Annotated in this window: 11 protein-coding genes, 1 pseudogene and 1 other annotated feature; of the genes and pseudogenes, 6 read left to right on the top strand and 6 right to left on the bottom strand. The window is 47.2% G+C overall.

The window, feature by feature from the left end:
- Positions 1 to 74: 74 nt before the first annotated feature.
- The 5 genes from AC5L4R_RS08375 to rsmH all read right to left on the bottom strand — a co-directional run bounded on the left by AC5L4R_RS08375 (position 75) and on the right by rsmH (position 7,044).
- Entirely contained in the window at positions 75 to 1,514 is a 1,440-nt protein-coding gene (locus AC5L4R_RS08375; protein ID WP_494473497.1) for a UDP-N-acetylmuramoyl-tripeptide--D-alanyl-D-alanine ligase, read from the bottom strand.
- Between the two features lie 51 nt (positions 1,515 to 1,565).
- Positions 1,566 to 3,134, bottom strand: coding sequence for a UDP-N-acetylmuramoyl-L-alanyl-D-glutamate--2,6-diaminopimelate ligase (locus AC5L4R_RS08370; RefSeq protein WP_494473496.1), 1,569 nt, complete (start codon positions 3,132 to 3,134; stop codon positions 1,566 to 1,568).
- 188 nt (positions 3,135 to 3,322) lie between these two features.
- Positions 3,323 to 5,419 (bottom strand): peptidoglycan D,D-transpeptidase FtsI family protein, encoded by a 2,097-nt coding sequence (locus tag AC5L4R_RS08365; protein WP_494473495.1) that lies wholly within the window; start codon positions 5,417 to 5,419, stop codon positions 3,323 to 3,325.
- Positions 5,412 to 5,999 carry a cell division protein FtsL gene (gene ftsL, locus AC5L4R_RS08360; protein ID WP_494473494.1) on the bottom strand — a complete coding sequence of 196 codons (588 nt, stop codon included), beginning with the start codon at positions 5,997 to 5,999 and terminating at the stop codon, positions 5,412 to 5,414. Before ftsL ends, AC5L4R_RS08365 begins: the two co-directional genes overlap by 8 nt.
- Positions 6,000 to 6,054: 55 nt before the next feature.
- Positions 6,055 to 7,044, bottom strand: a complete 990-nt coding sequence (rsmH, locus tag AC5L4R_RS08355; protein ID WP_494473517.1) for a 16S rRNA (cytosine(1402)-N(4))-methyltransferase RsmH — start codon at positions 7,042 to 7,044, stop codon at positions 6,055 to 6,057.
- Between the two features lie 263 nt (positions 7,045 to 7,307).
- On the opposite strand from rsmH, the pseudogene AC5L4R_RS08350 reads away from it, so the two are divergent.
- Positions 7,308 to 7,980, top strand: a pseudogene (locus AC5L4R_RS08350) (transposase family protein); the annotation flags it as partial.
- Positions 7,529 to 7,645: a sequence feature (AL1L pseudoknot), on the top strand. (Overlaps the previous pseudogene by 117 nt.)
- Positions 7,981 to 8,174: 194 nt before the next feature.
- Positions 8,175 to 9,278 (top strand): RNA-guided endonuclease InsQ/TnpB family protein, encoded by a 1,104-nt coding sequence (locus tag AC5L4R_RS08345; protein ID WP_494473493.1) that lies wholly within the window; start codon positions 8,175 to 8,177, stop codon positions 9,276 to 9,278.
- A 169-nt stretch (positions 9,279 to 9,447) separates the two neighbouring features.
- On the opposite strand, the gene AC5L4R_RS08340 is transcribed toward AC5L4R_RS08345, so the two are convergent.
- Complete coding sequence (locus AC5L4R_RS08340) at positions 9,448 to 10,350, bottom strand: LysR family transcriptional regulator (RefSeq protein ID WP_494473492.1); 903 nt, start codon at positions 10,348 to 10,350, stop codon at positions 9,448 to 9,450.
- A gap of 95 nt (positions 10,351 to 10,445) precedes the next feature.
- Between AC5L4R_RS08340 and AC5L4R_RS08335 the strand changes: the two genes are divergently transcribed.
- The 4 genes from AC5L4R_RS08335 to AC5L4R_RS08320 form a co-directional block, all read left to right on the top strand.
- Positions 10,446 to 11,210 carry a 2OG-Fe dioxygenase family protein gene (locus tag AC5L4R_RS08335; protein ID WP_494473491.1) on the top strand — a complete coding sequence of 255 codons (765 nt, stop codon included), beginning with the start codon at positions 10,446 to 10,448 and terminating at the stop codon, positions 11,208 to 11,210.
- Positions 11,207 to 11,812 carry a LysE family translocator gene (locus AC5L4R_RS08330; RefSeq protein WP_067237946.1) on the top strand — a complete coding sequence of 202 codons (606 nt, stop codon included), beginning with the start codon at positions 11,207 to 11,209 and terminating at the stop codon, positions 11,810 to 11,812. The genes AC5L4R_RS08335 and AC5L4R_RS08330 overlap by 4 nt, the downstream gene beginning before the upstream one ends.
- A 10-nt stretch (positions 11,813 to 11,822) precedes the next feature.
- Entirely contained in the window at positions 11,823 to 12,428 is a 606-nt protein-coding gene (thrH, locus tag AC5L4R_RS08325) for a bifunctional phosphoserine phosphatase/homoserine phosphotransferase ThrH (RefSeq protein ID WP_494473490.1), read from the top strand.
- A gap of 119 nt (positions 12,429 to 12,547) precedes the next feature.
- Positions 12,548 to 12,739 (top strand): transposase (locus AC5L4R_RS08320; RefSeq protein WP_494472339.1); only part of this gene is annotated, 192 nt, incomplete at its 3' end.

The raw sequence follows: 12,739 nt of genomic DNA, 5'->3' as shown, positions 1-12,739 counted from the left end.
TCATTCTAAGCGCAAATGTCGCGCAGTTCAATTTAAGTTGCCGGGTTTACCCATAAAAATTGGGCGAGCTGGGGCTATGCGCTGGCAGGATTTGCCGCCAATAATGCCTCAACCACCTGCTCCATCTGCATAAAGCGTGAGCCTTTGCACAGCACGCTACACGCTGCATCTGCCATCTGCTCGGTCAAATACGCAACCAATGCATCTTTGCTGCTAAAATGCATGGCAAACGTCTGCTTGGCATTGTCCGCACGCGCGGCATTGGCAGCGGCAACCGTGTGCGCCATCAGATCACCCACCGCCACCACACGGTCAATCGCTGTCGCCGCCAAGGCCGTGCCCAACTTGGCGTGCTCGGCTGGCGCGTCGCCACCCAATTCACCGATATCACCCAGCACCAGTATTTTATGACCCGTTTGCTGCGCCAGCACCGCTGCCGCTGCCAGCACGGCATCAGGGTTGGCGTTGTAGGTGTCATCAATGAGGGTATGCTTGCCGCGCTGATGAATATTGAGCCGACCTTTGGCAGGTTGGGCAGCGTTTAGCCCTGCTGCAATGGTATCGATATCAATACCCAACGCTGCTGCACACGTTGCCGCCGCCAACGCGTTGTTGATGTTGTGCTCCCCTGCAAAATTAAGCTCAATGTCCGCCTGCCCCTCTGGCAAAGGTGCGGCAAACTGCAAGGTAAACGCGCTGCCATGCTGGCTGGTCTGAATAGCGGTTGCCAAAACTTGCCCAGCTTTGGCGGTAGGCTGGCGAAAATCACCAAACGCCAACACATGCTTGGTATGTGCGTTTGCCGCGTGGCGCAAGGTGTCACTGTAGTCATCGTTGGCAGGCAGCACCGCCGTGCCTGTGGCAGATAACCCTTGGTAAATCTCACTTTTGCCACGGGCAATGTTGTCGCGTCCACCAAATTCACCCAAATGCGCCGTACCGATGTTCAGCACGCCTGCCACCTGCGGTTGTACCAAGGCGGTGGTATAGGCGATTTCGCCCAAATGGTTCGCGCCCAGCTCCAACACCGCATAGCGGTCAGTGTCTGTAAGCTCAAGCAGCATCATCGGCACGCCCAAGTCGTTGTTGAGGTTGCCACGGGTGATGCGCGTCGGTGCGATGCGCGACAAAATACTACCAAGCATTTCTTTGACAGTGGTTTTGCCGCTAGAGCCTGTGATGGCAACCACCGTCAAGTTAGGGTGTTGGCAGCGACGATACGCGCCAAGCTGCCCCAACGCCAGCCGCGTGTCATCCACCACCAACTGCGGCACATCGCACGCCTGCACTTGGCTGACAATGGCCGCGATTGCACCTTTATCGTACGCGGTTTGAACATAGTCATGACCGTCAAAGTTATCGCCTTTGAGTGCCAAAAAAATATCACCCGTTTGTATCTTGCGACTGTCAGTGATGATACGGCTAGACTGACTGGTAAAAGCGTGCTGCCAATAGGGGTGCAACGCTTGTACGGCGGCGGTGAGGTTGTTGGCGTGCCATAGGTAGGCGGTCATGGTGCTGTCCTTGTTAAACGGTTTAAAAATACTGGCTACTAAAAACGGTGCTTAGACTTGGCCTGCTGCTACCAACGCGGCTGCCACCACCACACGGTCATCAAAGTCATGGCGCACGCCGTTGATTTCTTGGTAGGTTTCATGCCCTTTACCTGCGATAACAACCACATCATCTGGCCCTGCTGCCTTGACGGCTTGCTCAATCGCTGCACGGCGGTCAGGCTCAACACACACGCGCGCGCGCTGTTCATCGCTTAGCCCTGCCTGCATATCGGCCAAAATCGCCAGTGGGTCTTCTGTACGTGGGTTATCAGCGGTTAAAATCACCGTATCCGCCACATCAAGCGCAGCTTGCGTCATGAGCGGACGCTTGCCAGCATCGCGGTCACCCCCACAACCGAACACCGCCCACAATTTGCCTGCACAATGCGCGCGCAAACTTGCCAATACTTGCGCCAGTGCATCGGGCGTGTGGGCATAATCCACGATAAAACCGCCTTGTGCCGAGTCAATACGCTGCATCCGTCCGCTTGCCCCTGCAAGGTTTGCCACCGCTTGCGGCAGTTCAGCCAACGGCACGCCAAGTGCCAACGCGCCGCCTATCGCGGCCAACAAATTTGCCACATTAAACCGTCCTAACAGCGGACTGTGTAGCGCAAGCGCGCCCTGTGGTGTGTGCAACACAAAATCCACCCCATTCAGACTGGGCTGAATATCGCTTGCAAACAAATCTGCCGCGGGGTCTTGCAAGCTATACGTCCACACGGTGACACCCGTTTGATGCGCTTGCGCCTGCATGGCCGCGCCTGCTGTATCATCACGATTAATCACCGCATGGGTCAAACAGGTGAAATAGTCATGATTAAACAAGCGAGCCTTGGCAGCGGCATAGTCGTCCATATCGCGGTGATAGTCCAAATGGTCGCGGCTAAGATTGGTAAAAATCGCCACCTCGATTGGCATGGCTTGCAGACGTTGCTGGTGCAAGCCGTGTGAACTTGCCTCAATCGCTAACACCTGTACGCCTTGCTTGGCAAATGCGTGTAGCTGCTGCTGCATGGCAAGCACCTCAAGCGTGGTGTGCGTTGAGGGTGCAAGGTTGGGCAAAATTCCATTGCCTGCCGTACCCATCACCGCGCTGCGCTGGCCGTGCGCGTGCATCAACTGAGCCAGCAGCTGGCTGACCGTGGTTTTGCCGTTGGTACCTGTCACCGCAACGACATGCGGTAGCTGCACGGGCATGGCGTGTTGCAGTTGTGCTTGCACTAACGTGCCCAAATAATCGCGTATATCGGGCGCATACAGCACAGGCAAGCCAGCAGGCACTACAGCTTTATCAAGCGCCACCTCAGACACAACAAACGCGGCTTGGCGATTGGCGGCTTGGGCAAGGTATTGGCTGATTTTTTCGGGCGGTGGCGGTGGCGCGTTGGGGACTTGGCTTTTGAGCAAGACAAACGCATCATTAGGCCGAATACGGCGGCTATCGGCGACCCACTCGGCAAAGGCGATATCTGCCACGGGTGACAGTCGTTGGCGCAAGGTTACATTCAATGGTTCGGGCGCGCGCGTGGCGTTTGAAGGCTCAAGGTCAGCCAGTAGTTGGTTTAAGGTTTGCATGTCGTGTGTCCGCTGTATTTTCATCAGTCACTGCAGCAACGGGCAATGACTGGCTATTTTTCATATTTGTTTAAACATTGCCAAATTTAAAACCGTGAGCATTTAAAAGCATGGGCAAATTTAAGCCCAATCAACGCCCGTCTATGGTCATCGGTGCAATTTTAACCAATCCAGTCATTGCTGCCGCCCTACAAATCATTGACGCTCTCAAGCGATGCGCTTTCGGTTTCTTTGCCCGATAATGGCTTATCAAATGGCACGTTATACAGGCGCAGGGTTTCGCGCATGATTTCACGGAACACAGGCGCGGCAACCAATCCACCAAATTTTTGCATTTGTGGGTCTTCTACCATAATGGCCGCAACAAACCGTGGATTGGACGCAGGCGCGATACCGACAAACGAGGTGCGGTATTGGTTGTCATAATAACCGCCGCCTGGCTTGCTGCGCCGCGCTGTACCCGTTTTGCCTGCCACCTTGTAGCCATCAATCGCGCCTAGCCGCGCCGTGCCGCCCTGTTCGGTGACGCTCACCATCATATCAACAATGGCATTGGCGGTGTCTGTGTCTAGCACGCGCGTGCTGTCAGGCTTGGGATATGGCACGGGCACGTTGTCTAAATTGCTGCTATTGAGCGCGTTGTCTTTGGTACTTTTAACCAAGGTCAAAGGGCGTAAGATGCCGCCTGAGCCCAAAATCGTGTACGCTTGCGCCAGCTGTGCCAGCGTGGTTTGTAGCCCATAGCCGTACGCCACGGTGGCACGGCGCGCGATATCATTTTTGGCAGGATTTGGCACCAAACCTGCTGCCTCACCGGGGAAGTTTAGGTTGGTCTTATGCCCAAAGCCAAATTCGCGTTGGCCTGCGCTAAACACCTCGGGCGGTAGTGACAGGGCGATTTTTGCTGAGCCGACGTTGCTGGATTTTTGTAACAGTGTCTGTAAGGTAATAGTGCCCAAATTGCCGTGGTCACGAATGGTGTAGTTACCAACTTTCATGCTACCGGGGCTGGTATTAATCAGCGAGCGCGTGTTGTATTGTCCTGATTTCATACCGATGGCAACAGTGACGGGTTTCATCACCGACCCCGGTTCAAACACGTCAATCAAGGCGTGGTTGCGTTGGTTTTCATTGTTGATGGTGTTTAAATCGTTTGGGTTGTACGATGGCCAATTTGACAACGCCAACACTTCACCCGTATTGACATCGACAATCATACCCGTTGCCCAGCGCGCTTGCTGCAAACGCCCGACTTTTTCTAATTCTTGATAAAGCAGATACTGCAGCCGCGAATCAATGGTCAGCTGGATATCTTTACCAGGTATTTCAGGTTCAACTTGCTCAAGCTCTTTGAGGCTATGGTTACGCGCGTCACGCATGACCAGCACTTTGCCTGCCTGCCCTGCCAGCAAGTCATTAAAAATCCGCTCGACACCTGCCTGCCCACGATAATGCCCGCCGTCTTGGTCGTTGGTTTGTGCCATAAAGCCAAGTAGCTGCGCGTTGGGCTGCGCTTGTGGGTAAAAACGCTGGTAAAAAGTCGAGTCAGTCACACCCACAAACTTGGCATCAATGATAGGTTGGGCAAGCTCGGGGCGCACGTTTTTCATCAATGGAAAATAATACGAACCTGCCCCCGTTGGCAAGGCCGCCTTGATAGCATCTTTATCGGTCAAATCGACATGCGGATCTAGCTGCACCGCATCTTGAAACGCTGCCACATCAATGTGCGTCAGTGCTGCCAAACGGTTTAAATCCATGCTGGCAAGGCGTTTTTCGGTGCGTGCCAGCTCACGCGTCACCACCGCACTTGGCTTGGCTTTTTGTAGCGCCTGCTGTTTGGCTTTGAGCGCGTAATATTCTGCGGCATAGTCACGCGGACTAAACACCAAGGTGACAAGCGGGGCCGAAATTGCCAACGGCATGTTGTTGCGGTCGGTGATCATGCCGCGATAGGTCGGCTGCTTTTTGATGGTGGTAATCAGCTTATTGCCCTGTGCTTGGTATTCGTCTTTGTTAAAGATTTGAACATATGCCAAGCGCAAAAACACGGCGGCAAAACCCACCACCATAATCGCCCAAATGGTAAAAAAACGCCCTCTGTCCTCCTCAACACTGCCTCGCGTTGATGCGCCACGTTTGGGCATGGCTTTGGGACGCTTGATAAGCTTAGTGTTGCCAACGGTTGGCTGCGGTTGTGGCGCGTCACGCGTTTGGCGGCGCTTGACTAAACGCGGCTGTTTTTTGGGTAACTGGTCACTGTGGGTGTTGTTTGAATCAGTCATGTACTGCCCCTTGCGCTGAATTTACGCTGCCATCTTGGCTATCTGATATAGGCAAAGCGCTTGGCGGCAGTGCATCGGCTTGGTGGGGCGTGGCACGGATAATCAAACGGTTAGACAGTTCAGGGTAAAACATATGCAGCTGGGTGACGGCACGGTTCACGATTTGCGGTGTCGCGCTAAACGTCTGCTGCTCAATCAGCATACGCTGACGCTCAACCTGCATGTGACGAAATTCTTTCTTGAGTTGGCTAAGCTCAGTGTAATGCTGTTGGTAGGTTTGCACCTGCTCGACCACGCTAAGCCCCGTCCACAAAATCGCCACCACTAACACCAGCATCGCCACGCTATATAGCCGAACGCCATGGTAGTCCGCATCCAGCAAATCGGTAATTGGTACAGGCAAGTTAATCGGCGCGTGGGGGCTGCCCGTGGTGGCTGCCGCATCAGCAGACGGGCGGTGTTTGATGGGTTTATTTTTGGGTTTGGTGACAAGCGTTTGCGTCACTTCGGCGGCATCTGTGTTGGCATCTTTGCGACGCTTAAAGACACGTGGGCGGAATTTTTCGGTTAAGGACATCATCTTACATCAATTTGGGGCAAATCACGCATGGCGTAGCCATTGGGTCAGCACCTGCTCAGCGCGTTGGCAATACGGGCGCAGTATCAACAAGACGCCTGGCAGCACGCAGCCATGCACTGCGCGCGCGCGGATTGGCAGCGACTTCATCGGCAGACGGCGCGACGCGCTCAGGCTTACTAAAATAACGCGGCACAGTGGGCGCAGGCAGATGGGCAGGCAAGTCTTGCACAGCTTTTGGGTCATAGCCTTTGCTGTATTTTTGCAAAAACTGTTTTATCAAACGGTCTTCAAGCGAATGAAAACTAATCACCGCCAGCCGCCCGTTGGGTGCTAGCACCTCAATGCTTTGCTGCAAAAACTGCTCAATATCACCCAATTCATTGTTGATAAACACACGCAGCGCTTGAAAACTTTGCGTTGCAGGGTGTTTGCCTTTTTGCCAATTGGGATGTGCTTGCTTGATGGTCTCTGCCAGTGCCAGCGTCGAATCATAATTTGGCATTTGCTTGATGGCTTTGGCAATCCGCCGACTGTGGCGCTCCTCGCCGTACTGGTATAGCACATCGGCAAGCGTGGCTTCATCCACCGATTGCAGCCACTCACCCACGGACTGACCGCGCGTGGTGTCCATACGCATATCAACCGCGCCATCACGCATAAAGCTAAATCCGCGCCGTCCGTCATCAAGCTGCGGCGATGACACGCCCAAATCCGCCATGATGCCATCGGCCTTACTCAGCCCTGCCGCTGTTACGCTCTTAGCAAGCTTGGCAAAGCTGGTATGGCACACCATGACGCGCGCATCTTGTGCCGCCAAGTCTTTGGCAACCGCGATGGCCTCGGGGTCTTTATCAAGCACCAATAAGCGGCTATCATCCGTCAAATGTTTAAGCAACAGCCGACTATGCCCACCGCGTCCAAACGTGGCATCAACGAACACACCACACGCTTGCACAGGTGGCGCATCATTTGCGCTCAAGCGCGCCGCCCCAACCCCAAGCATTGCGGCAACGGTTTCATACAATAACACCGTGGTGTGCGTCATCGGCGCGTCAGTTTGTTGATCGTCTGTATTTTGCTTATCTACCACCCAACACGCCTATGTTTGTTCGCCTAAAATCAAGGGTAAAAAAATTGTCTATTATTATCGCTGAGTTAGGCGCAAGGTCAAGTAAAATTATGGTTTTGAGCAATAAAAAACACTTGAACTGTACTGGGATTGTCGGAGACTCCAAACGCTGAGACAATCCTCTTATGAAAACCAAACAATACCCAACAGAAGTTAAGACTTGAGCCGTCGAGTTACTCATCGAATCGCAAAAAGATTATCCCTCACTTTGGGCAGCTATCCAAGCTATCGCCCCTAGGTTTGGCTGCACACCCAAAACCTTACGCTCATGGCATAAAAATCACCTAGCCAAACAAAATCCAGTTACCGTTACCACCGAAAGCCAAGCCGCCCGCATTGCTGAGTTAGAGCGAAAAAATCGAGAACTCAAACAAACCAACGAAATTATTCGCAAAGCTGCCGCTTTTTTCGCCCAGGCGGAGAAGGGCCGCAAACCCAAGTGATGGTCAAATTCATCGACGATGAAAAAGAAAAATATGGGGTCGAGTCGATTTGCAGAATCCTGCCAATCGCCCCATCCACCTACTGTCGCATCAAAGACGATCAACAGAACCCAGAAAAGCAAAGCCATCGCAAACAAAGCGAAAAACACCTCATGGTACAAATCAAACAGATTTGGCAAGACAGTGACAGCTAGGCATTCAAGGCGTATGGCGGGGTAAAGGCAAAATCACCACCAAACAGCGAGACGACCAAGAAAAACCTGCTGACTTGGTCAAACGCAACTTTACCGCAGATAGCCCAAACAAGCGGTGGGTTGCTGACTTTACCTATATCAAGACTCAAACAGGCTGGGTTTGTACCGCTTTTATCATTGACGTGTTTAAGCGAGTTATCGTTGGCTGGAATGTAGTGGTCAAATATTTTTAGACAGACTCTAAGAGACTTTGATTAAAAATATTTGACCACTACAAAGGGACTAAAAGTGTGGAACTGGCTATTTATCCTCCATTGCCGTAAAACCACCGACTTTAGGCGGTGGATATAAGGCAACTTTGAAACCATGCTTACACACAGAAACTTATTAAATATGTTAAACTAACCCCATGAAAACCCTCAAGCTACGCATAAAAGACAAACACACAGCAAAGCTAAATCGCCTAAGCGGTTCGGTCAATTTTGTGTGGAACTATGTGAATGACTTGAGTTACAAATACCTGCAAAAAACAGGCAAATTTTTTAGTGCCTATGACCTAAACGAATACACCAAAGGTAGCGGTGAACTACTTGGCTTGCATTCTCAAACCATACAAGCCATTAACGAAACTCACGCCAAATCGCGACGCCAATTCAAAAAGGCTAAACTTAACTGGCGAACCAACCACCCAAACTCAAAGCGTAAAAGCCTAGGTTGGATTCCATTTAAGCAATCCGCAATCAAATTACTGGCTACTCATCAGACGGGTAAAAAAGGCTTAAAATCCACCCTACAGCTTAGTTTAGCCAAAGGGCAAAAGCTCATCATCGACCTATGGGATAGCTACAATCTATCGCTGTATCAAATAAACACCTGCGAAATCGTCCAAGACAGCCGTAACCGATGGTATGCGTGTATCACCGTCAAAGAATACCCTAAAACCCAATGCGGAGCAGGTAGTGTCGGTATTGACTTAGGGCTTAAAGACAGTGCCACCACCTCAAAAGGCGATAAACTACAAATCAAGCAAACGCTCAAATATGCTAAAGATTTAGCCATTGCTCAACGAGCCAAAAATAAAAAACGTGTTAAGGCTATCCATGCCAAAATCAAAAATACACGCCAAGATCTCATCCACAAATTCACCACCCAATTAGTCAAAGACAATGCCCTAATCGTGGTCGGTGATGTTAAAACCACCCAATTTAGCAGTAAAAAAGGCAAACTAGCCAAATCGGTTTACGATGCAGGTTGGTTTGAACTCAAACGACAACTGACCTACAAGTGCGAGAACGCAGGTTGCCGTTTTGAAATCGTAAATGAACGATACACTACCCAAACTTGCTCGTGCTGTGGCGATATGTCCAGTAGTCCGAAAGGTAGAGCAGGTTTGCGAATAAGAGAATGGACTTGTGCAAAGTGTGGCACATGGCATGATAGAGATATTAACGCCAGTAAGAACATTCTTGCGGTCGGGCTTGACCGTCTAGCAGTAGGAATCCCCTCACTTTAGGGAGGGGAGGAAGTCAATGCCAATATGCAAGACGATGAACGCTATACAGGCACGTTTATCGGTAAAAACGCCCATAACTTTAGCGTGCAATTGGCGGACTCATCGATTATGACTGGGGGGATAGCGGCGTTTGAGCGGTTGGGCAGAGACTATCGCAGTGGTGAGGAAATCACATTAACTTATATTGATATTGAGATAACATTGCTTCCTCAGAAGCAGTAAATTGGATTTTTAACCATTCTTTGAAAACAACCTTACGTGGATCTTCTTCAAACGTATATCTCGACAACAAATAATAAGCTGAACCATCCATTACTGGAGTTGAGGCATAACGAAGCAGACCGTGATTAATCTCTCTTTCTACCATATAAATAGAGACAATAGCGGTTCCTAAATTCGCTAAAGCAGCTTCAATACATAAGTAAAAATGTTCTAGCACATTTTTTTCATAAGATAATAACTGTTTGCTTATCAACCTATTCAACCTTAAATTTTTATATAGATTTGGACGAGAAGAAGTTAATATCAGTTTTTCATTGGTTGGCAATACTGCTCCTGCCTTATCAACCGCCACAATGTACTCATCAGCCAATTTTTCAGAGTAAATGTGCTCTCCCCAATCAAAATCATTTCGCCGAATAGCCAAATCAACATTTTTTTCTTCAAATTCCACTTTACCGCCGCCTGTCAATAGAACAATATCAACTTCCTTATAGAGCTGGTTAAATTCCACCAGTCTTGGAATCAGCCACTTCATTGAAATCGTTGGCTCGCAAGATAATACCAATTGAGCAGACGGCTTATTAGCAGTTGTTAAATCAGTTAGACAATCATCTAATTGCAGAAAAATCTTTTCACAACAGGCGAATAATATTTCGCCTTGCTTTGTTAATGATAATTTTCGACCTACTTTAATAAACAATTTGATGTGCAGTACATCTTCTAAATTTTTAATTTGTTTGCTCACAGCACTCTGTGTCACATGGAGTTTATCGGCTGCCACAGTCACACTACCATACAAACCACAAAAATAGAAAAACTTTAAGCCATTTAAAGGTGTCCGCTCAATCATGCCAAAAACTCATATAAATTAATTAGAATAAATCAATTTTAGTTTAACCAATTTAATGAAAAAATACAATCATCTTCAAAAGCAAAGGTGATTTTATGAAAAATAACTCAAAAACAGTAACTTATGATTCATTATTTTTTAACTCTCAGTTGATGTCTGATATAAAAGAAAACTTACTAAAAAAAGGATTTATATTTGTTGAAAGCAATATATTCCGAAAACTATTCGATGAAAAAGTTTCAATGACTCCACAAGTTATTTTAGCTTTCTGTGAAAGTTGGAATAATTTAGTCACAGATAATTATATGTCTGATAATGGCAACTACCGAAAGCGCAAACATGCAACTTTTATGATAAAAGATAGAGTTTGTAATAAAAATGCCTATATCCCTCATTATCAAACAATTGATCACAATACTCTAAATGGTGGAATCGAAAGATACTTCACTGAAATCGATGAGATTATAGCCAATCCAATTTTTAATGGTCTTCTGGCATTCGCTTATACCGCCTTTGATGGTTCAAAAAATAAAAACTGGTTCATAGAGACTCATCAATTTCGAATTGAGTCCAATCAAACTATGCGTGGTAAGCCTACCCCTGAAGGTATTCATCGAGACGGTGTTGATTTTGTTTTAATGGCAATGGTGAAGCGTCAAAATATGCAAGGTGGCGTGACAACCATTGATGACCTAGAGCAAAATAAGTTAAACAGCTTTGAATTAGATAAGTTTCTAGACATTGCTCTGGTAGATGATCATAGAGTATTTCACGGTGTTTCTGAAATTACGCCTTCTAACAACGACATGTTGGCATATAGGGATGTTTTAGTAATTACATTTAAAGAGATGAAACAATGACAGAGTTTTTAGCGGTAGCATTGATTACGATATTGGCAGTCATTAGCCCTGGTGCAGATTTTGCGATTGTCACAAAAAATAGTTATCTGTACGGTAGAGCGGTTGGTATTTTAACCGCTACAGGTATTTCTCTTGGGGTATTGGTGCATGTCGCTTATACGTTAATTGCCGTGTCCGTAGTTATTAAGTATGCACCCAATTTTCTAACATTTGTTAAATATGTGGGAGCCAGTTACTTAATTTATATTGGCTATAAGACTTTTATTCAAAAACCCGTCACTGACGTTAGCACTACTTCTGCCATTAGTCGACTTCAAGCACTTAAATATGGTTTTTTCACCAATGCTTTAAACCCTAAAACCACACTTTTTGTGATAAGCACTTTTACTCAAATTGTCAGTACAACAACCCCAACCTATGTATTGATAGGATACGGCATATTTATGTCTCTAGCTCACTTAATATGGTTTGCCTTGGTAGCAATTCTCTTCTCTCACCAAGCTTTAAGAACTAAGATGCTTAATCAACAAGTATTCATTAATCGAATTATTGGGGTTATCTTGGCACTCTTAGGATTATTCTTAGTAATATCAAATATTTAACGAGAAAAATATGAAAAAGATGGCATTTATAGATATGGAAGGGGTATTAATCCCAGAAATTTGGCCTTACCTAGCAGATTGCCTAGGTCTTGAGGCTCTCAAAGTTACAACAAGAGATATACCCGATTATCAAGCATTAATGAAAACCCGTATTAATTGCCTTAAAAACAATCAGATTGATTTTCAAACAGTGAGAAATTTTGTTGATAAACTTCATCCTTTAATGAATGCTAATAAATTTGTTCAGTCTTTAAAAGATAAGAATTATGAAGTCAACATTGTTTCAGATAGCTTTTATCAATTACTAGGGGGATTTTTTATAGAGCTGAATATTATGCCATCCTCTGCTTATTGTCATCATCTTGTCATTGATACAGAAGGCTTTATTAGCTCAGTAGAATACACCAGAGCCCAAGGCAAGCATGAGACAGTAAACGCTCTATTAAATAGGTCAGTTCACAGTATCGCAGTAGGTGACGCTTTTAATGATTTTTCAATGCTGCAAGCGGTAAGTGAAGGATTTTTATTCTCACCATCTGATACAGTAAAAAAGCTTGCTCCTGATACTATACAGGTGGTTCATCAATATAATGATATTTTACTTGCTTTGAATTAATTTAAGTAAATATATCATAGCGTTAAAGCATTATAAAAACCTTTGCACGAACAAATGCACAAAAGTTTGTAAAAGTGATATAATACAGTAAAATCAAACAGATGGCAAAAGACACGAATATGGCATGGAAACAAACAGGGCAACTCTCCCTAGCAGACAGTCTCATTAACGCTCACAAAGCCATCGAAGAACTCGATGAACTACATAACCTAATCAACTGGCAAAGTATCGAACACACCCTACGCCATGTCCATAGCAGTGACCGTGGCGAAAGTGCCTTTCACCCTGTCATCATGTTTAAAATCTTACTA

The sequence above is a fragment of the Faucicola sp. SE7633 genome, from assembly GCF_059264685.1.
Note: the sequence above shows the minus strand (reverse complement) of the source record. Positions and strands in the feature narration are given on the sequence as shown.

Coding starts and splice junctions, on each gene's coding strand:
- AC5L4R_RS08375 (WP_494473497.1), bottom strand. CDS start 1,514: ATGACCGCCTACCTATGGCACGCCAACAACCTCACCGCCGCCGTACAA.
- AC5L4R_RS08370 (WP_494473496.1), bottom strand. CDS start 3,134: ATGCAAACCTTAAACCAACTACTGGCTGACCTTGAGCCTTCAAACGCC.
- AC5L4R_RS08365 (WP_494473495.1), bottom strand. CDS start 5,419: ATGACTGATTCAAACAACACCCACAGTGACCAGTTACCCAAAAAACAG.
- ftsL (WP_494473494.1), bottom strand. CDS start 5,999: ATGATGTCCTTAACCGAAAAATTCCGCCCACGTGTCTTTAAGCGTCGC.
- rsmH (WP_494473517.1), bottom strand. CDS start 7,044: ATGACGCACACCACGGTGTTATTGTATGAAACCGTTGCCGCAATGCTT.
- AC5L4R_RS08345 (WP_494473493.1), top strand. CDS start 8,175: ATGAAAACCCTCAAGCTACGCATAAAAGACAAACACACAGCAAAGCTA.
- AC5L4R_RS08340 (WP_494473492.1), bottom strand. CDS start 10,350: ATGATTGAGCGGACACCTTTAAATGGCTTAAAGTTTTTCTATTTTTGT.
- AC5L4R_RS08335 (WP_494473491.1), top strand. CDS start 10,446: ATGAAAAATAACTCAAAAACAGTAACTTATGATTCATTATTTTTTAAC.
- AC5L4R_RS08330 (WP_067237946.1), top strand. CDS start 11,207: ATGACAGAGTTTTTAGCGGTAGCATTGATTACGATATTGGCAGTCATT.
- thrH (WP_494473490.1), top strand. CDS start 11,823: ATGAAAAAGATGGCATTTATAGATATGGAAGGGGTATTAATCCCAGAA.